The 18,746-nt window shown below is 62.2% G+C and carries 19 protein-coding genes and 1 pseudogene; 15 read left to right on the top strand and 5 right to left on the bottom strand.

Annotated elements, in window-relative coordinates; all coding sequences use genetic code 11:
• Nucleotides 1-323 precede the first annotated feature (323 nt).
• Nucleotides 324-1,124, bottom strand: a complete 801-nt coding sequence (locus tag NKH67_RS21145; RefSeq protein ID WP_352503475.1) for an IclR family transcriptional regulator — start codon at nucleotides 1,122-1,124, stop codon at nucleotides 324-326.
• A gap of 238 nt (nucleotides 1,125-1,362) precedes the next feature.
• On the opposite strand from NKH67_RS21145, the gene NKH67_RS21140 reads away from it, so the two are divergent.
• The 4 genes from NKH67_RS21140 to NKH67_RS21125 are packed head-to-tail and all read left to right on the top strand — an operon-like array spanning nucleotide 1,363 to nucleotide 5,872.
• The gene (locus tag NKH67_RS21140; protein WP_352503474.1) at nucleotides 1,363-2,415 is read left to right on the top strand and encodes an ABC transporter substrate-binding protein; all 1,053 of its coding nucleotides are present in this window, start codon (nucleotides 1,363-1,365) and stop codon (nucleotides 2,413-2,415) included.
• An 18-nt stretch (nucleotides 2,416-2,433) separates the two neighbouring features.
• A complete protein-coding gene (locus NKH67_RS21135) occupies nucleotides 2,434-3,942 on the top strand; it encodes a sugar ABC transporter ATP-binding protein (RefSeq protein ID WP_352503473.1) in 1,509 nt (502 codons plus the stop codon).
• Nucleotides 3,939-4,904 (top strand): ABC transporter permease, encoded by a 966-nt coding sequence (locus NKH67_RS21130; protein WP_352503472.1) that lies wholly within the window; start codon nucleotides 3,939-3,941, stop codon nucleotides 4,902-4,904. Before NKH67_RS21135 ends, NKH67_RS21130 begins: the two co-directional genes overlap by 4 nt.
• On the top strand, nucleotides 4,901-5,872 hold the full coding sequence (locus NKH67_RS21125; RefSeq protein ID WP_352503471.1) for an ABC transporter permease: 972 nt from the start codon (nucleotides 4,901-4,903) through the stop codon (nucleotides 5,870-5,872). Before NKH67_RS21130 ends, NKH67_RS21125 begins: the two co-directional genes overlap by 4 nt.
• On the opposite strand, the gene NKH67_RS21120 is transcribed toward NKH67_RS21125, so the two are convergent.
• Entirely contained in the window at nucleotides 5,846-6,787 is a 942-nt protein-coding gene (locus tag NKH67_RS21120) for an amidohydrolase family protein (protein ID WP_352503470.1), read from the bottom strand. The two genes, NKH67_RS21125 and NKH67_RS21120, sit on opposite strands and share 27 nt — an antisense overlap.
• Before the next feature lie 77 nt (nucleotides 6,788-6,864).
• On the opposite strand from NKH67_RS21120, the gene NKH67_RS21115 reads away from it, so the two are divergent.
• The 6 genes from NKH67_RS21115 (at nucleotide 6,865) to NKH67_RS21090 (ending at nucleotide 12,655) form a co-directional block, all read left to right on the top strand.
• Complete coding sequence (locus NKH67_RS21115; protein ID WP_352503469.1) at nucleotides 6,865-8,184, top strand: type III PLP-dependent enzyme domain-containing protein; 1,320 nt, start codon at nucleotides 6,865-6,867, stop codon at nucleotides 8,182-8,184.
• A 49-nt stretch (nucleotides 8,185-8,233) separates the two neighbouring features.
• Nucleotides 8,234-8,578 (top strand): RidA family protein, encoded by a 345-nt coding sequence (locus NKH67_RS21110; protein WP_352470933.1) that lies wholly within the window; start codon nucleotides 8,234-8,236, stop codon nucleotides 8,576-8,578.
• Between the two features lie 9 nt (nucleotides 8,579-8,587).
• Complete coding sequence (locus tag NKH67_RS21105; RefSeq protein ID WP_352470934.1) at nucleotides 8,588-9,595, top strand: succinylglutamate desuccinylase/aspartoacylase family protein; 1,008 nt, start codon at nucleotides 8,588-8,590, stop codon at nucleotides 9,593-9,595.
• Nucleotides 9,596-9,650: 55 nt separating this feature from the next.
• Nucleotides 9,651-10,829, top strand: coding sequence for a hypothetical protein (locus NKH67_RS21100; protein WP_352470935.1), 1,179 nt, complete (start codon nucleotides 9,651-9,653; stop codon nucleotides 10,827-10,829).
• A gap of 135 nt (nucleotides 10,830-10,964) precedes the next feature.
• On the top strand, nucleotides 10,965-11,348 hold the full coding sequence (locus NKH67_RS21095) for a helix-turn-helix domain-containing protein (RefSeq protein WP_502893783.1): 384 nt from the start codon (nucleotides 10,965-10,967) through the stop codon (nucleotides 11,346-11,348).
• Nucleotides 11,348-12,655 carry a type II toxin-antitoxin system HipA family toxin gene (locus NKH67_RS21090; RefSeq protein ID WP_352503468.1) on the top strand — a complete coding sequence of 436 codons (1,308 nt, stop codon included), beginning with the start codon at nucleotides 11,348-11,350 and terminating at the stop codon, nucleotides 12,653-12,655. Before NKH67_RS21095 ends, NKH67_RS21090 begins: the two co-directional genes overlap by 1 nt.
• Before the next feature lie 287 nt (nucleotides 12,656-12,942).
• Here NKH67_RS21090 and NKH67_RS21085 read toward each other — a convergent pair whose 3' ends face one another.
• Nucleotides 12,943-13,386, bottom strand: a complete 444-nt coding sequence (locus NKH67_RS21085; protein ID WP_352470937.1) for a MarR family winged helix-turn-helix transcriptional regulator — start codon at nucleotides 13,384-13,386, stop codon at nucleotides 12,943-12,945.
• Between the two features lie 97 nt (nucleotides 13,387-13,483).
• Between NKH67_RS21085 and NKH67_RS21080 the strand changes: the two genes are divergently transcribed.
• Both NKH67_RS21080 and NKH67_RS21075 read left to right on the top strand, forming a co-directional pair.
• Entirely contained in the window at nucleotides 13,484-14,227 is a 744-nt protein-coding gene (locus tag NKH67_RS21080; RefSeq protein ID WP_352503467.1) for an FAD-dependent monooxygenase, read from the top strand.
• Nucleotides 14,163-15,086, top strand: a complete 924-nt coding sequence (locus NKH67_RS21075) for an FAD-dependent monooxygenase (protein ID WP_352503466.1) — start codon at nucleotides 14,163-14,165, stop codon at nucleotides 15,084-15,086. The genes NKH67_RS21080 and NKH67_RS21075 overlap by 65 nt, the downstream gene beginning before the upstream one ends.
• A gap of 96 nt (nucleotides 15,087-15,182) precedes the next feature.
• Here NKH67_RS21075 and NKH67_RS21070 read toward each other — a convergent pair whose 3' ends face one another.
• Together NKH67_RS21070 and NKH67_RS21065 are read right to left on the bottom strand one after the other, a co-directional pair.
• On the bottom strand, nucleotides 15,183-16,259 hold the full coding sequence (locus NKH67_RS21070; RefSeq protein WP_352470939.1) for a tartrate dehydrogenase: 1,077 nt from the start codon (nucleotides 16,257-16,259) through the stop codon (nucleotides 15,183-15,185).
• A gap of 79 nt (nucleotides 16,260-16,338) precedes the next feature.
• Nucleotides 16,339-16,851 carry a phosphatidylglycerophosphatase A family protein gene (locus tag NKH67_RS21065; RefSeq protein ID WP_352470940.1) on the bottom strand — a complete coding sequence of 171 codons (513 nt, stop codon included), beginning with the start codon at nucleotides 16,849-16,851 and terminating at the stop codon, nucleotides 16,339-16,341.
• 308 nt (nucleotides 16,852-17,159) lie between these two features.
• On the opposite strand from NKH67_RS21065, the gene NKH67_RS21060 reads away from it, so the two are divergent.
• From NKH67_RS21060 to NKH67_RS21050, 3 genes and pseudogenes are all read left to right on the top strand, one after another.
• Nucleotides 17,160-17,786: a CDP-alcohol phosphatidyltransferase family protein gene (locus NKH67_RS21060; protein ID WP_352470942.1), complete on the top strand. Its 627-nt coding sequence runs from the start codon at nucleotides 17,160-17,162 to the stop codon at nucleotides 17,784-17,786.
• Between the two features lie 39 nt (nucleotides 17,787-17,825).
• Nucleotides 17,826-18,256: pseudogene (locus tag NKH67_RS21055) on the top strand (antitoxin Xre-like helix-turn-helix domain-containing protein).
• Nucleotides 18,253-18,735 (top strand): RES family NAD+ phosphorylase, encoded by a 483-nt coding sequence (locus tag NKH67_RS21050; protein ID WP_352503465.1) that lies wholly within the window; start codon nucleotides 18,253-18,255, stop codon nucleotides 18,733-18,735. Before NKH67_RS21055 ends, NKH67_RS21050 begins: the two are co-directional and overlap by 4 nt.
• Nucleotides 18,736-18,746 lie beyond the last annotated feature (11 nt).

Here is an 18,746-nt window from a genome sequence, read left to right as displayed (position 1 = left end):
GACGCTCCCTCTCTTACGGTGGCTGTCAAACACCACCATTCTGGCACATCGATGCCGTCGAGGGGGCGTCCACCCCATCACTATCCTTTCTCTTCTCGACCAGCGCGGTTCGGTGCTGTTCTCAGGCATGGTCGGCGACACTCCGTAGGCAGGTCTGAACCAGGCCGAAGCCGACCGCCGATCTTTCCGATCGAATATCCGATGATCTGGTAGCAGGAGCGCGCTGCCGCCTTTGCCATACTCACCGGAGTACCAGTTTCGGGTTTCGCTGCTGCGGCTGAACGAACGGAGCCTACCCCGGACCTTCGCGCGCCGATTTTCTACTAGCTTCCCGCGAGCGACAACCCACTGGCGCGCTCGCATAACAGGGCAAGCAATTCGCTGCGCCGCGCTTCTGGCGTGTCGACGGGCAACACGAAACAAAGCGTCTTGTTGATGGCTCCGTTGCCGTCGCGGATCGGCGCGGCCATGCACCAGGTGAAGCGGTCGGCCAGAGCGGCGGTCTCGCTGAAACCTTGCTGGCGCGCCAGAGCGACATCGTCGAAGAACTCGGCTGGCGCAATGACGCGGCCGTCGGGAAGCGTGTAGTCGCCAGGCGGAATGAAGTCCCGTATTTCCTGCTCGCTCATATGGCCGAGCAGCAGCCTACCGGACGCCGTCCACGGTATCGGCACCTCGACGCCGACATCGCTTGAAATCCGGAACGGGCCAGGCGAGTCCCGGCAATCAAGGACGACATATTTGGTCCCGCGCAGGCCGCACAGTTGGACGGTCTCGCCCGTCTCCGCGCCTAGTCTGTCCAGGGTTTCGATGATGCGCCGGTAATGGGCATTATGATGTGAGTAGGCCCAGCCGAACAGATGCATCGCCTTTCCGAAATAGACATAGCCTTCCGTCCCGACATTTTCGAGCATTTCGGCTTCCAGCAGGCTGTTGACGATTTCATAAGTGGTTGAACGCGGCGCGCCGATCATCTTGGCGATGTCGCCGACGCGCATCGGCGCGCGGTGCCGCAGAAGGGCCTCGAGTAGCATGATGACGCGGTCGATCCCGCGACGCCGTTCGCCATTGCGCGGCTCGGCGCCGGCTTCCGTTTCAATTAGACCAGTGACGCCATCGCTCATGTAGGCCGCACCCGCGCAAAATCATTCGGCCCTCGTCTCAAGACGCTTGAAAGATGTCAAGGCTCAGTCTAGCATCCCGTTTGTCCGATATACAGGCCTATTGTCTGAAATATCGGACAATAACGAGCCAGGCGCAGAAAGTCCTGACGAGAAAAACGGGCGGTTTCCGATACGGCAACCGGCGGGTTCTCTCGTCCCGATCCCGCACGTCCAGGCATAACTTCAGAAGGGAACAATCATGACGAAATCATCGTTTTTCGCGTCCGCCAGTGCCCTTTGCCTCGGCCTCCTCCTCAGCCTCGGCGCCGGTTCGCAGGCCAACGCCGCCGCTAAATGCATCAAGGGCGATCGCAAAGCGCCATATACGATCGGCTGGGCCAATATCTATTCAGTGCCGACCTGGATGAAGCAGACACAGGGCACGATCGAAGCCGAAGTCAAGACTTTGAAGAAGCAAGGCTTGGTCGACAAACTCGTCGTGACCGATGCCCAGGGCGACGCCAACGTCCAGATTCAGCAGATCCAGTCGATGATCGATTCCGATGTCGATGCCATCATCTTGATCGCTGGTTCGTCGACCGCGCCGGCGCGCGTGCTGGCGGACGCCTGCGCCAAAGGCATCGCCATCATCAACTTCGACAGCCTCGTCGATACCGACCAGGTGACCGCCAAGGTCAACACCGATTCCTCACAGTGGGGCGATCAGGCGGCCAAGTTCCTGATCGACGCCATCGGCGGCAAGGGCAAGATCCTCATCCTCAATGGCCCAGCCGGCGTTTCGGTCAGCGACGACCGGCGCAAAGGCGCCGATGCCGAGCTTAAGGCCCATCCCGATGTGAAGGTGCTTGCCGAGACGAACACGCCCTACAATGTCGCGCCCGCCCAGGAGGCCGTCACCAGCCTGCTTTTCGCCAACCCCGAAATCGACGGCATCCTGTCGCTGGGCGGCGCGTTGTCGGCGGGCGCCGTGCTCGCGCTCGACAAGCAGGGCCGCGACCAGGTGCCGATCACCGGCGAGAATGCGCGCCAGTTTCTCGAACTGTGGAAGGAAAAGGGCCTGAAGAGCTGGGCGACGATGCAGCCGAACTGGCTCGGCGCCTTCGCCACCTACACCGCCGTCCAGGCACTGGAGGGCGAGGATGTGCCGGCTTTCGTCAAGATCCCGTTGCCGGTGATCGACAATTCCAACATCGACGAATACCTCGCCCGGGCGAAGGATTTCCCGGCTGACGGTTACATCTATTCGCCGTACGATGAGGATCTATTCAAGAAGCTGCTGGCCCAAAAATAAGCCTGAAGGGTTGTAGCATTGACAACCACGGCTCCGCTTCTCGCCGCGCAGGGGGTGTCGAAGTCCTTTTTCGGCAACCCCGTTCTGCGCAACGTTTCAATCGCTCTCCAGCCCGGCCGCGTGCATGCACTGCTGGGCGAGAACGGCGCAGGTAAGTCGACACTGATCAACCTTTTGTCCGGCGCCTTGCGCCCGGACGGCGGGGCGATCGAGGTCGATGGGCGCCCGGTCTCGCGCATGACCCCCGCTAATGCGCGACAGGCCGGGATCGCCGTTGTCCAGCAGGAACTCAGCCTGACGACCAGCTTGTCCATTGCCGAAAACATCGGGCTCGGTGCCTATCCCAAGCGGTTCGGCTTGATCGACTACAACGAGCTTGCCGTCCGGGCCAGGGCCGCATGCGATCTTGTCGGGCTTTACGAACCGCTGTCTGCGCCGGTGGGGCACCTGTCCCTCGGCCGCCGGCAGATGGTGGAGATCGCCAAGGCGCTTTACCGCCGGCCGCGCGTGCTCATTCTCGACGAACCCACCTCATCGCTATCGGCAACTGAGACAAAAATCCTCACCGACCTGCTGGAGAGGCTTCGGGGCGAGGGCATCGCTATTCTCTACATCTCACACCGACTGAACGAGGTGATGGCGCTGTGCGAGCATGTCACCGTGCTCAAGGACGGGACCTGCACGGCGGACTGCTCGCTGGAAGGAACCGATGCCGCCGGGCTGGTACGGCTGATGGTCGGCCGCGACCCCGGCGATCTCTTTCCACGATGGCGGCCTTCGCCATCGCCGGCCGACGCCATCTCGGTTCGTAAATTTTCGGCCGGCCTGATGCGCGACGTCGATCTCGACATCAGGACGGGCGAGGTGCTTGGCATTGGCGGCCTGGTCGGGCAGGGGCAGGAAGATCTGCTGCTTGGCCTCTACGGCGCGATCCCCGCCAGGACGGTATCCGCGACCGTAAACGGTGTTTCGGGTTTGCCCGGCGGCGTGCCGAACGCCAATGCGCTCGGCCTCGCTTATGTCCCGGCTGACCGCAAGCGCGAAGGCCTGCACCTGATCCATCCCATCATCACCAATATGATGCTGCCCGCCTTCGCAAGGCTGCCGGCGCTGAAGCTGCGCAGTCGGCGTGCCGAGCGCGATATGGCAAGGGGTCTCGCCGCCCAGCTTGCCATCAAGGGCGACCTCGACCGCCCGGCACAGGCACTCTCAGGTGGCAACCAGCAGAAGGTCGCGCTGGCGAAATGGATGCCACACGAGCCGCTTGTGCTTCTCCTCAACGACCCGACGCGCGGCGTCGATGTCGAGACCAAGCGTGAGATCTACATGATGCTTCGCAAACTCGCCGCCGCCGGCAAGGCGATCGTGCTGCTCAGTTCCGACACACCCGAACTGGTGCATCTTTGCGACCGCGTCGGCGTGGTCCGCGAAGGCCGCATCGTGGCCATGCTCGAGCGCGAGGCACTGAGCGAGGAAGCCATCGTTTCCGCCGCAATGGGCGCCGAACAGCAGAAAGTTGCGGCATGAGCGCGGTCGCATCCTCAAGCCAAGCCGGCGCGCTCTACTGGCCGGTTCAGCTGCGCCGCAATGTCGGCGTGCGCAGCCTGTTCGCTGTGGTCCTGGCGTTCGTCATTGCTTACGGTTTCCTGTTTCCCGGCCTCTTGACAGCGTCCGGTTTCGCCAAATTCACCCAGAGCTGGTTTCCGCTGGCGCTGGTCGCCATGGCCCAGGCGATCCTCATGCTCACCGGCGGCATAAGCCTGGCCATCGGCGCCATGGTCAGCCTGGGCGCAGTGATCGCTGCGACGACGATGACTGGACCGCTGGGCGTAGCCGGCGGTGCCGCTGCGGTGGCGCTGACCGGTCTCGGCATCGGTGCCGCGATCGGGTTCATCGTCGTGAAACTTCGGTTGCCGGCGATCGTGGTGACGCTGGCTGGCTCCTTCATTATCGGCGGCGCTGCCCTGCTCATCCTGCCGAGGCCGGGGGGCGCCATACCCGAGTGGCTGTCGGACCTGCTTGCCGGCAACACGCCGGCGGCATTCGTGCTGCTGGTACTCATCGTGGTTTTGTGGAAACTCTATCTCGCCACGCCGCTTGGTTTGAGCATCTATGCTGCAGGCGAAAATCCCGTCGGCGCCTACCGCTCCAGCGTGCCGGTCGACGGTGCCCGGATCGCCGCCTACGCGATTAGCGGCCTGCTTTGCACAGGCGCCGGCCTGTTCATCGCCGCGCAAACGGGTTCGGGCGATCCAGTCATCGGCACGGCGTTCACGCTGAATTCCATAGCCGCCGCAGTGCTCGGCGGCATCGGTTTCCTTGGCGGCCAAGGTACCATGCGCGGCGCTCTTGCGGGCAGCCTGCTGCTCAGCCTGATGATCAGTGTCATGTTCTTCCTCGGCTTCACGCCGGTCGCCCAATATGTCGCCCAGGGCCTCATCATCATCGGGGCGGTCGCCATCCCGCAATTCCGCAAGGTGCAGCAATGACAGCACGGAAAGTCAGTGTGAGCGGCAGGCGCGCCGTGACGATTTTGCGCAGCCGGCCCTTCCTTACGATCGCTATAGTTGCGGCGGTATGGATCGCGGCGAGCTTCGCTTCACCTGGCTTCGGCGCTTATGGGCATTTGCGCTATTTGGTTGAATTGGGCGCGGTGGTCGGCCTGGTCGCGGCGGGCCAAACTTTCGTGGTGATTGCCGGCGGAATCGACCTTTCCGTCGCGGCGATCGTCACGGTTAGCGCTGTCAGCCTGCCGCTGCTTTCATGGCAGGCGGATCCGACAGGGCTCACCGCCGTTCTTGCAGTTCTCACGTTGACGAGCGCAATCGGTCTGGTGAACGGGCTGGGCGTGGCGCTGTTGCGCGTTCATCCAATGATCATGACGCTGGCGATGGCGACATTCCTGCAAGGTCTGCTGATCATCATCGCCGGCGGCAGTGCCGTGACCGCCGAGAACCCGCTGGTCCGCTGGCTCGGCAATGCGCGGCCGGTCGGTATTCCGGCAGGCGTGCTTTTGTGGGTGGTCATTTCAGTGATCGTTCTGACCACGATGCATGCGACATCCCTTGGCGCCCGGATATTCGCGATGGGCGCCAATTCGCTCGCCGCGGCGCTGTCCGGGGTTCCCGTCGCCTCGACCACGCTGGCGGTCTACGGCATCAGCGGCTTCTGTGCGGGACTTGCCGGTGTGTTGGTCCTCGGCATGAACGGACAAGGCTATGTCGGTATCGGCGATCCTTATCTGCTCGCCTCGATTGCCGCCGTGGTGCTTGGCGGCACCTCGATCCTCGGCGGGCTTGGCACCTATGCCGGCACCATCCCCGGCGCCATCCTGCTGGTTACGATCACGGCGCTGATCACCGTGGTCAACGCATCGCCTGGCTGGCGCAGTATCCTGTTCGGGTCGCTGATCCTGGGGCTGCTGCTTCTCTCAGGCAGAGAGCAGGCCCGCCGATGACATATCGTCCAGCCGATAAATGCGCCGTGCATTGCCGTAGAACAGTGCCGTCTGCTCGTCCGCGGAAAGCTCTCCTGCAATGGCCTTGAAGCTGTCATACACCGCATCGAACGATGCATGCAGGCCGGCGACCGGAAAGTCGCTGCCGAACATCGCGCGCCGCGTACCGAAACAGTCGATGCAATGCATGACAACCGACCTTAGGCTGTCGAGCGTCCAATCATGATCGTAGGCGACCAGATCCGATATCTTGATGGCGACGTTCTCGCGCTCCGACAAAAGCCGCAGCCCCTCGCGCCACACCCGCATTCCGTCCGCATCGCGATCGATCGGGCTGCCGCAATGGTTGAGAACAAAGAGCTGGTCTGGAAATGCCGCTGCGAGGCGCGCCGCGCCGGTGAGCTGGCGCGGAAACACCATCAGGTCGAAAACCAGCCGGCGGCGCCCAAGCAGGGACAGGCCGGCACGCCAGGCCGGATCGTCCATGATGCCGTCGCGGGCGGCAAAACGACGGGCGGGATCAGGATCCCAGCTCAGTATGTCGCGTACGCCGACGACACGGTCGAATGCCGCCTGCGCCTGGACCAGCGCCGGCGCTTGGCGGTTCGCCAGAGGTACGTGAACGACGTAACGGGCGGCCACGCCGCGCGACTTGTCGAGGGTTTCAAGCCACCGCGTTTCACCCACGCAGTCATCCCCGGCCCAACCGGCTTCAATATGGACGGTGGCGACGACACTGTGCTGGCCGGCGTCGCGCAAATAATCTTCAGGAAGGTAGTTTCGCCGCAAGGGGCCAAGCTCGCCCAGACCGCCGCGTTCGCCAGCCGTGGGCGCGAGCCAGGGATGGCGGCCGAGGCCGAGATCCCACAGGTGATGGTGGGCATCGATGATCGGTCCGCAGTAACGCTTTGGCACGCATCTCTCTCATGGTGTGGCCGGCATCGGAAATCGATCCGGACTTCATCCTGCGAAAGCGAAAGGACTAGCATCGGATGACCGAAAACTCACCCGTACTGTCGCTCGCGACCCGTGAAAATTTCCTGCTCGACGATCGTATCCGCGGCGTTCCGCCTGGCACCCTCGGCCTGGACAGCAGCTTTGTCGCATCTGAGCGCTGGCATCCAGCGCATGGACGTATGTCGTTGCCGGTGTTGACCCTCGACGAGGAGGCCTTCATCGCCAATCGTGACCTGTTCTTGGGGTATGCGCGAGAACAGGGCGCCGTGATCGCCCCGCATGCCAAGACCCCGATGGCGCCGGACCTTGCCCGGTCCCTGGTCGAGGCCGGAGCATGGGGCACGACCGTCGCCGACATAAGGCAGGCCACAGTGATGCTCAGATCCGGGCTCTCTCGGCTGATCATCGCCAACGAGGTCGGCGGACCAGGTGGTGCGAACCGACTTGCTGTCCTTGTCGGCGCCTGGCCAAGCGCCGAGTTCTACGTTTTTGCCGACTCTTTCGACGCCGTGAATGCGCTTGCTGAAGCTTGGCGCGCCAATGCGACGCTGCCGCCATTGCGCGTGCTCGTCGAACTTGGTGCGGGGAGGGCAGGCGCCCGGACCACCGGCGAAGCCGAGGCGATCGCCGACGCGGTTGTAGCTGCCGGAGGGCGGCTGCTGATCGCCGGCGTCGCAGCCTACGAAGGTGCCGCGGCGCAAGCCGATCCTGGCCGTACCGATGAGGCGATATCCGCGCTGTTGGCAATGACAGCCGATATGTTCCTGCGGCTCCGCGCCCGCGTCGGCGGCGACACCCCGCTGATCGCCACCGCCGGCGGCTCGGTGTACTTCGACAAGGTGGTCGCAGCGCTTTCGCCCCTCGTCTCCAGGGACGGCAATGCCACGTTGGTGCTGCGCAGCGGCGCCATCTTCTTTCACGACCATGGCGTCTACGACAGGTCGCTCGGCGCACTCGATGCCCGCGACGGTTTTGCGATCGGCGGCGTCGGTGCTTCCGCACGAAATTCCTTCCATCCGGCTTTACGTCTTTGGGCCGAGGTACTGTCGCGGCCGGAGCCCGGCCTTGCTATCTGCGGTATGGGCATGCGCGACGTGTCGTTCGACCAGGGCTTTCCGAAGGTCGTGACCATCTTTCGTGCCGGCAAGCAGCTGCCGAAAGCGCGTGCCGAGGTCTTCAAGCTCAACGACCAGCACGCCTTCCTGACAATTGCGTCGGGCGACGATATTGCCGTTGGTGACGTCGTTGAATTCGGCATCTCGCACCCCTGCACCTGCCTCGATCGCTATCGCGTGATCTTCGGCGCCGACGCGGCCGGGTATGTCCGCCACGCCTTTCCTACCTATTTCGGCTGAGCAGATATCGCGGCCACTTCCAAAAAAGAGAACCTCGAAAGGATCTGATATGATCAAGTACTTCCAGTCCGGCTCCCGCATGTCTCAGGCGGTCGTCTATGGCGGCCTCGTGCACATCGCAGGCCAGGTGGCAGACGACCGCAAGGCCGGCATCGAGGGTCAGACGAGCGACGTGCTCTCCAAGGTCGAGGCGCTCCTTGTTGAGGCCGGCAGCAGCAAGTCGAGGCTAGTGGCGATCAACATCTTCCTGCCGCAGATCGCCGACTTCGATGCCATGAACAGCATCTACGATGCCTGGGTGGATCCTGCGCGCCTGCCGGCGCGCGCCTGTGTCGAGGCGCGTCTCGCCGATCCCGATCTCCGCATAGAGGTCACTGCGATCGCAGCTATCTGAGCCGCCGCCATGCACACCGGCCTCAGCCATACGCTCGACTTCGACCGGGACGGCAAGACACTCGGCCATCTCAGCATTCCGTTTTCGATCGACCGTTCGCCCTATTTCCAGGTCAAGGTCCCGATCTGCCTTGTCCGCAACGGCGAAGGCCCGTCGGTGCTTCTGATGGCCGGCAATCACGGCGACGAATATGAAGGCGAGCTGTCGTTGGCAAAGCTGGTGCGCCGGCTCGATCCCAAGCAGATCAAGGGTCGCGTCACCATCCTGCCGATGGCGAACGTGCCGGCGGTGATCGCCGCAAAGCGCTGCTCGCCACTCGACGGCGGCAATCTCAACCGCGCCTTTCCGGGCGACCCGTCAGGCACGCCAACAAGCCGGCTTGCCAATTTCCTGGAGATGGAACTGTTTCCCCGCCACGACGTCATCTTCGACATTCATTCTGGCGGCACCTCGATGGAGCATCTGCCGACCGCGCTTGTCGAGCACAATACCGATCCCGACCGGCACCGGCGCGGTGTGGAGCTAATGCGGACGCTCAGCATGCCCTATGGGTTCGTGGCCGACAACGGCCAGGCCTCACCGACCTCCATGGGTGCGGCGCGCCGGGCCGGCGCCATCGGCGTCAGCGGAGAGTTCGGCGGCGGTGGCACTGTCACGGTCGATACGATGGAGATTACCGCCCGCGCACTCGACGCCCTGATGGCCGCCTTGGGAGTGGTTGAGGCGCCGGTTCTTGCACCGGCAACCGGACCTTCGGCGCCGACGCGGCTTCTTTCGTTGTCTCGGCACAGTCAGGGCCTTTATGCCACAAGCCGTGGTTGGTTCGAGCCGGCAGTCAGGCTGGGCGACAGCGTGACTTCAGGCCAACTGGCGGGCTGGTACCACGACCTCGAACGACTCGACCTCGCCGAGCAAGCCCTGCACTTCCTCGAAAGCGGCATTGTGCTTTCGCGCCGGCTGCACACGATGTGCGAGGCGGGAGACTGCCTCATGCAGGTCGCCGAGCCGGTCGACTGATAAGAAGCCCTCCCGACCATACGCCCATATCAGGATCAAGACTGAGGACAACCGGATGCAACTGTCGATGTGGACCTATCCTTGGGATGTCCAGGATCTGGGCTTGGAGATGGTCGAGCGCGATCTTGTCGAGCGTGCCGGGCTCAACATGATCAGTCTGGCGACTTCGTATCACGCTGGCCGGTTTCTGCAGCCGCGCAGCCCGCGCCGGAAAGCCTATTTTCCGGAAGACGGAACCATCTATTTCAAGCCAGATGCGGCACACTGGGCCGACCTAGCCATCCAGCCCAAGGTGGCGAAGGTGATCATGGAAGGCGGCGATGTGCTTGGCGACCTTGTCCGCCGGCGCGAGGTGGGCGGGCTGGGCGTTTCGTGTTGGACGGTCTGCTTGCACAACACCCGGCTCGGCATGCTTCATCCGCAGGCCGTAACCCGCAACGCCTTCGGCGATGCCAACTACTACAATCTCTGCCCATCACATCCGGAAGCGCGCGCTTATGTCCGCGCGCTGATCGCCGATATCTCGCACAGCTACAGGCCGGACCGGATCGAGCTTGAAAGCCCGTCCTTCATGGGCTTCGCCCACGAATACCATCATGAGAAAGACGGTGTCGGGCTGATGCCGGAAGACGATTTTCTGTTGTCGATATGTTTCTGCCCGTCCTGCCTTGCGCGCGCGGCCGAGGCCGGCGTCGACGGCGAAGTAGCGCGCAAGCTCGTCGGGCAATGGATCGTCGAGACCTGCGAGCGCGCCGTGCCCGAACGGCGCTTTCCAGACTTTCCGGGGAGCGGCCTCGACACTTTTTTGCCATGGCCGGAACTCCATGGCTACCTGCTGTGGCGGTTCGAACCGGTGACCAGCCTGGTCGCCGAACTGCGCGAGGTGGCCAATCCGGCGACCCGCGTTGTCATCATCGATTTGAAAGACGGTTGGCTTGGCGGCTGCGATCTCGCGGCGCTCGGCAAGGTCTGTGACGGGGCAATCCTGTGTGCCTACGACATGCAGCCCGGCGATGTCGCCAGCCTGATGGCGGCCGGACGCGCAGCCCTTGGCGTGAAAAAGTTCCTCGGCGCCGGCTACCGGCTGTTCTATCCGGAAATGGCCGGCCCCGACATCCTCACCGCCAAGGTCAAAGCTGCGATGGCGCCGGATGTCGACGGCATCAATTTTTACAATTATGGCCTTGTCCCTGCCGCACGCCTCGATTGGGTGAGTGCCGCAAGATCCGTTTGAAAAACCGATCCGTTGCCGCAGTCTGCTAGGACTGACCTCACTTTGCCTTGGAGCTTTATGAGCATGCCGGCTATTCGCTTCGGTCACATTGGCCGGCGGCGGCCGGACAAGCTGAAAGCATGGCGGTGACGGTCCATGCGGATCGAAGATCATACGCCGACCATATTGCTGCTTATACGCTTCAAAGTATACAAAATTCGATACGGAAAAGCGTATATTGAAATTTATCTGCGCGAGCGTATAATACCATGGCTAGAGAGGTATGCTGTGGACCAAATCGCCCGAACACCCAAGCAAATTGGAGATGCCGTCCGCCGGCAGCGTCGCAAGCTCCGCCTCAACCAGACCAATGTCGGGGACCAAACGATGCTGCGTCAGGCGACCATCTCGGCCGTCGAGAGTGGCGCGTCTGGGACCCAGCTCGGAACGCTTTGCGATATTCTCGCAGCGCTCGACCTCGAATTCGTCGTCCGCCCTCGGACCAAGGCAAAGCCGGCTGAGATCGAGGACATCTTCTGATGGCTCGTCCGCGGCAGCACATCCCGCTAAATGTCTTCTTGAACAGCCGTCTCGTCGGGCGGCTGAATAGACAATCCAGCGGCGCGATCGATTTTCAGTACGATCCGTCCTGGCTTGCTTGGGAGCACGCGCTGCCCGTCTCGCTATCACTGCCTCTGCGTGAAGATCGTTATATCGGTGCGCGCGTCATCGCCGTCTTCGACAATCTCCTGCCCGACAACGTCCCCATTCGCCGCCGTATGGCGGAGCGTGTTCATGCTCAAGGAATAGACGCTTACGACCTGCTTGCCGCTGTCGGGCGCGATTGTGTCGGCGCATTGCAATTCCTGCCGGATGGTGTCGAGCCAGGCCCCGCCGGTATTGTCAACGGCAAACCCGTTGACGATACCGAGATTGCTCGTCTTCTCCTCGATCTGGCATCGGCTCCCCTTGGGCTTGGCGAGGACGAGGATTTCCGGATCTCGATCGCTGGCGCTCAGGAAAAGACTGCGCTCTTGTTCTGGAAAGGACGTTGGTACAAGCCGCTGGCGACGACTGCCACGACGCACATCCTCAAACCACAGATTGGACGGTTGCCAAATGGCATCGATCTTTCCTTCAGCGTCGAGAACGAATTTTTCTGCCTCAAGCTGACAACCGCCCTAGGGCTCCCGAGCGCCGTCGTCGCAATCGAGGAGTTCGAAGGCAATCGCGTGCTCGCGGTCGAGCGGTTCGATCGCCGATGGACCAGTGACAATCGTCTCCTGCGTTTGCCCCAGGAAGACTGCTGCCAGGCCCTTTCTGTGCCGCCGTCACTGAAATACGAATCCGACGGCGGGCCTGGCGTTCCGGCTATCCTCAATTTGATGAAGGGAAGCGACCAACCGGAGGTAGACCAGGCTGCGGTTTTAAAGGCCGTGGTTGCCTTTTGGCTTCTCGGCGCCACAGATGGGCACGCCAAGAATTTTAGCGTCTTTCTTTCCCCCGGCGGCCGGTTCCGCATAACGCCGCTCTATGATGTGATTTCAGCGCAGCCCAGCCTTGATGCGGGACAGATCAAGCGCAACAAAATGAAACTGGCGATGGCTATTGGTGACACACGCCACTACCTCGTCGACAGCGTCATGCCACGCCATTTTATCCAGACCGCCGCCAAAGCAGGGATCGGTCCGAAACCCGTCAAGGCGATCTTTGATGAGCTGCGCCAACAGGCGCTAGCGGCGGTCGAACTGGTTTCTGCATCGCTCCCAAAGGATTTTCCTGCGGAAGTCGCTGATGCCATCGGCAATGGGGTCAGGGCTCGTGTACGCAGACTGGAAGAGGCGTGATGCTGAAAGTAGAGACGCAACGAGACTGATGTCGCCATTGCGACAACGCTCAAATGGTCTTCTTCAGCAGCAGCAGCATCCAGGCGGCCACGGCCGCCGCTGCGTCGTCCAGATGATGCCGAACCCACCCCTTACCTTCTCATGCGCGATAGGATGGGCCAAGGTTTGACCACGTCAAAAAAACCGGAAAGCAAGGAACCTGCCGACCACCAGAGTGGCTCGAGCGGCAGCATGGAAAGTGTGACGCGGGGCTACCCGATCCTAGCCAGTGCCTTTCCGGGATAGGATCAACTCACGGATTTGCCAGCCTGTAACTTTCTTACGAGGCCGATCAACTGATCCAGATCAGCGCGTGGAAGCGCAAGTATCTCGGGCGGGGGTTTGTGATATTCCTTCATCAATTCCTTGATGGTTGCGGCACCTTTGGGTGTGAGCTTGACAAGCTTCACACGGCGATCGCCTGGCGACGGAATCCGTTCGGCGAGCCCCGCCTGCTCAAGCCGGTCGACCAGCCAGGTCGCCGTCGATGGATCGCACTGCCATTGAGCAGCCAATGCGCCGATCGGCTTGCCCGCATCTTTGTCGAGCGTGAAGAGGGCGCGGGAGTCGTTGGGCGTCAGGCCCAATTTCTGCTGGATCGCCAACCGGTCCGGCGCGGACCGCATCAGGAAATCAAACATCAGGCGCCATGCCTCGGTGGCGTGCTGCAAGCGATCTTGGCTCGGTCTCATTCCACGCTCCTTCATGTCTTGACACATACTTGGACCAATCGTATGATTTGATCAATCAAAATGTTTTTGTGGTCAAAGCAATGAGAGGAGATCCGAGATGACCAATACCACGGTTCTCGTCGTCGGAGGCGGCCTGAACGGTCTGACGGCGGCCGCCCTTTTGGCTCACAACGACATTGCGTGTGTCCTCGTCGAGCGTCATCCCGACACGTCAATCCAGTACAAGTTTGCCGGCATCTCCCCGCGCAGCATGGAGATATTCCGAAGCCTCGGCCTCGAGGAGGAGATTCGTACAAATCGGACGGGGGACCAGCAGGCAGGCGCTATTGCGCGCGCCAGGAATCTCGCCGATCCGCAGATTCAATGGGGCGGACCGGCGTGGCCGGATGCAAGTGCCCTCAGCCCCACGCAACCAGCGACGTGTGATCAGCACGTCCTGGAACCGATTCTGCGCCGCTACGCCGAGCGGAACGGTGCAGACGTGCGTTTCAGCACGGAGCTGGTGACTTTCGATCAGGACGAGACCGTCGTCCGCGCGGAAATTCGCGATTTCGCGACCTGCGCAAAGGAGGTCATCTCGGCCGACTATCTGATCGTCGCGGACGGTGCGAACGGTTCCCTGCGAGAGAGGCTGGAGATCAGCCGCAGCGGGGCAGGCCGCCTTCAGCACTGGATGAATGTCGTCTTTGACACGGACATGCCTCCGACGATAGGCGGCAAGCGCTTCACGTCGTGCTTCGTGACGGACCTCAACGGGACCTTCACGCCCAGACAGGGTGGACGATGGCTTCTGGCGCTCCAGTACTTTCCCGAAAAAGGGCGAGAAACCACAGGATTTTGATGAAGCCAAGTGCAGGGAACTGATCATACGAGGTGCGGGCCGGCCGGACATCACGACGAGGCTTGTCGATGCGCGCTCCTGGGAAGTGGCCGCCCTCACAGCGCGCCAATTCCGCCGAGGCCGCGCGTTTCTTGTGGGGGATGCCGCACATGTGATGCCCCCAACAGGCGCTTTCGGTGGCAATTCAGGTATCCACGACGCCCATAACCTTGCCTGGAAGCTTGCGATGGTAGCACGCGGGCATGCCGATCCCTCGTTGCTGGATAGCTATGACATGGAGCGCCGGCCGGTCATCGAGGCTACGTTGGCGCAAGCGCTCGCCCGCCTACAGAAATGGTTCGACGATCCGTCGAAGCGGTTGCCTCCTCCTGTTGCGATCGTCGAGGATTACGACGTGGTATTTGGCCAACGCTACGCTGCAGGCATCGTGGCTCTGGAATCCACACCGGACGATCACCCATTCCAAAAATCCACGGAGCTGTCGGGCCGCCCCGGCACGCGTTTGCCGCATTTCGCGGTCGGGCGTGCCGGCCAGCGGATTTCGAGTCTCGATTTGTGCGACCGCGATCTTCTTCTCCTCTGCGCCGACGAAGCATGGTGTCAGGCCGCTGACTCCGTAAGCCAGCGCCTCGGGATGCCGCTGACGTGCCACTCGTTGGGTGCGAATGGGGATCTGCTTGACTTGGACCATCGGTGGCCTTCCGTGCTCGGGGTTAAAAGCGGCGGTTCCGCCTTGGTCAGACCGGACGGATTTGTCGCGTGGCGGTCAACGCACGGTGTGCCTGATCCTGTACAGGTGCTGATCGAAACACTTGATGGGCTCGGTTTCCGCACGGAGGCGCACGAACATCATCGGTGAGCGGCGGCGAGTGCGGATGCCTCCCGCCTTCGGGCATGACTTGCTTGCCGATGCCATCACTGGGAATGACAACGATGCCAGGCGCTTGCTCCTTTCCTACTCGTTGTCGCCGAGTAGGGCCGCGCACACCGCTTCGGTGACCTTATCGGTGGTGGCACTTCCGCCGAGATCGGGCGTGTGCAGTGAGGCGTCCGCCGTCACGCGCTCGATGGCGCGCATCAGGCGCGCCGCGGCAGCCGGCTCGCCAAGATGCTCCAGCATCATCACCGCCGACCAGAACGTGCCGACCGGATTGGCGATGCCCTTGCCGGTGATGTCGAAGGCCGAGCCGTGGATCGGCTCGAACATCGACGGAAACCGCCGCGCGGGGTTGAGGTTCGCAGTCGGCGCAATGCCGATCGATCCGGCAAGTGCGGCCGCAAGATCCGACAGGATATCGGCGTGAAGATTGGTCGCGACGATTGTGTCGAGCGAGCGCGGATTGAGCGTCATGCGCACTGTCATCGCGTCGACCAGCATTTTGTCCCATGCGACATCAGGAAAATCGGCCGCGACCTCACGGGCGATGTCGTCCCAGAGCACCATGCCGTGACGCTGGGCGTTCGACTTGGTGACCACGGTCAACAGCTTTCGCGGCCGCGACCGCGCCATCTCGAAGGCGAAGCGCATGATGCGCGTCACGCCGGCGCGGGTGAAGATCGAGACCTCGGTCGCGATTTCCTCAGGCAGGCCGAGATGCGAGCGCCCGCCCTGGCCGGCGTATTCGCCTTCCGAATTCTCCCGAACGATGACCCAGTCGAGATCCCCTGCCGTGACGCCGCGAAGCGGGCTCTCGATACCGGGCAGGATGCGGGTCGGGCGGACATTGGCGTACTGGTCGAAGGGCTGGCAGATCGCGAGCCGCAACCCCCAAAGCGTCAGATGGTCGGGCACGTCTGGCGCGCCGACAGCGCCGAAATAGATCGCATCGAAGGCCTTCAGCCGCTCGGTGCCGTCCTTGGGCATCATCACGCCGTTGAACTTGTAGTAGTCCGAGCCCCAGTCGAAATGCTGCACCTCGAGACTGAAACCGCCGTCGCGCGTGGCGCAGGCGGCCAGCGCACGAAGGCCGGCCGCTACGACTTCCTTGCCGATCCCATCGCCTGGAATGGCCGCGATCCTATAGCTTCGCATTAGTCCAGTCCTCCCCTTGTGGCGCTAAACTAGCATGGACCATCGTGCTGGCCTTTGGCCGTGAGGCCGAATGCCGCCATTACGGCAAATGGTCAATCAATCCGTTCAGCAGGAGCAGCAGCACCCCGGCGGCCACAGCCGCAGCCGCATCGTCCACCATGATACCGGCCCCACCCCTTACCTTGTCATGTGCGATACGGATGGGCCAAGGCTTGACGACGTCGAAAAACCGGAAAGCAAGGAAGCCTGCTGCCCACCAGAGCGGATCGAGGGGCAGCATGGAAAGGGTTAGGGCCGCGCCGAAGGTCTCATCAATGACGACGATCTGCGGATCCTCCGTCCCGGTACGGGAGATAACATACGATGACGCCCATACGCCGACGGCGAACAGGGCCACGTAGGCAAGCACCGTCAGCCAAGGTGATGCGGGTATCAGAGCCGCGGCAACAGCCACTCCAACCATTGCGCCGGCCGTGCCCGGCCATATTGGAGATAATCCCGCGCCGACAGAGGTCGCGAGCAGGTAGGCGAACTTGGGTGGAAACTTATGCATCGATTTTCGGCCGGCTTCCCACGGATCGCAAGCGATCATAGTCACATCGTTCGGGTGCTGCCGCCAGACTGCTGTTCGATTTGCACCACCTCACAAGGGCATCGCCCAAACCGTGAAAATGCTGTCGGGCAGCTGTCGCAGCGACTGGAAGTTCTGTTTCGCCGCCAGCTCGGCGAGTACCTTAATCCGCCGGCCCCATTCGCCAAACGAGATCGTTTTTGCGGCAAGTTGAGAACGTTGCTGAGCCCGGTCTCGGCCCGCATTGGCCAACCCAAACGGTGGCGACGGTGGAACAAACCCGCAAATTGCTGGTAAACCCGTCAACCGACATCATCAGAGGAGCCGCCATGATCGCCGGTCTCATGAAAAGTCGCATCGACCCGCTATGGGAGCAGGCCGCCTCTCCGCTGATCGGGATCGGCATGACGCCGAACCAGGTTACGGCCAGCGGGCTGGTGCTCGTGGCTTTGTCTTCGGCCGCCTACGCGTTTCATCATTCAAGTCTTGCCTTTGGCCTTTGCTTGGCGTTTGCCTTCAGCTTCGATGCGCTGGACGGTGCGGTCGCCCGCCGGACAAATATGAGCACCAAGGCCGGTGGCTATTTCGACGCCGTCGTCGACCGCTATCAGGAATTGGCCGTCTTTGCGGCTATCGGCTGGGTTGCCGATCTGTGGGCGATCGCAATGTTCGCATTCGCGGGCGGGATCCTCACCAGTTACGCCAAGGCGCGGACGGCGCTGGAAATCCCTGTGAAAAACCACGGTTGGCCGGATTTCTTCGAGCGGATGGAACGTCTGGTGTTCATTTGCGTGCTGCTCGCCGCCGACGGAGTCGCGACCGCGATGGGCGCGGCTTCGCCCTGGATTCTGGCGGGTGGGTTCGCGCTGTACGCAGTGCTGGCCAACGCCACAGCCCTGCAACGGATCAGTCGCGCATTTGCGATGCTGAAACGAGCCGACGGGAAGCAGCCGTGAGACTACGGGGATGCTTGCACTTGGCCTCACCTGAGGCTAATGGCATTTGGAAATATAGCCGATGTGCTGGGCTGCCGCCCAAGGAGACGGCTGCACGGTCGCCATTCGGGCTGATGGCTCGAATCGAAGACGGATTGCCGTTGGGTGCGCTTGAACGCGTCTCACAATTGCTGGCACCGGCCGATACGCAATTCAAATATCGCCTCGTCCCAAAGGCAACTTATGAGCGCCGCAAGAGAGGTGCTCTCCGACTCTCTTCGGAAGAGGGCATGCGGGTGGCGCGGGTGGCGCGCCTATGGAACCTGGCCCTCGACGTTTGGCAGATCGAAGGTGAGGCTCGTGACTTTCTGTTTCGGTCTCATCCCATGCTGGAAGACCGACGCCCGATCGACGTGGTCATTCAAAGCGAGATCGGCGCCGAACTGGTGCTCGATATCCTTGCAGGCCTGAAGTACGGCACCGCTGCTTGACGGCACAGATACTCGATCGCATGCTGCAGTGCTTCAGGATCGGCGATCCAGCCGGCACATATCCGATCTTCGACGCGACGGGCTCGACGATAGCGCCTGGCCGCTGGAACACGCCCGGCAGCCCGTTGATCTACACCAGCGAGCATTATTCAACGGCCTTGCTGGAAAAGCTGGTGCACGGCAGCGGCAGACTGCCGCCCAACCAGCCTTACGTCCAGATCATGCTTCCGCGCGGGCTGAGCTACGAAATCTTTTCTCAGCCGTCGTTGCCCGGATGGGATATGATGCCGGCAACGGTGAGCAAGGAATTCGGTGAGACATGGTGTGTCGAGCGCCGCAGCGCGATCCTGATCGTGCCAAGCGTCGTGGCTCGCCCCGACAACAACGTGTTGATCAATCCGGCACATCCGGAGTTTTCCCTGATCACGGCCAGCCTGCATCAACCCGTATACTGGGATAGCCGCCTGTTTGGCTCCTGAGCCGGGCAGAG

The organism is Mesorhizobium sp. M0968 (assembly GCF_040319065.1).
In the GTDB taxonomy this organism is placed as follows: domain Bacteria; phylum Pseudomonadota; class Alphaproteobacteria; order Rhizobiales; family Rhizobiaceae; genus Mesorhizobium.
Note: the sequence above shows the minus strand (reverse complement) of the source record. Positions and strands in the feature narration are given on the sequence as shown.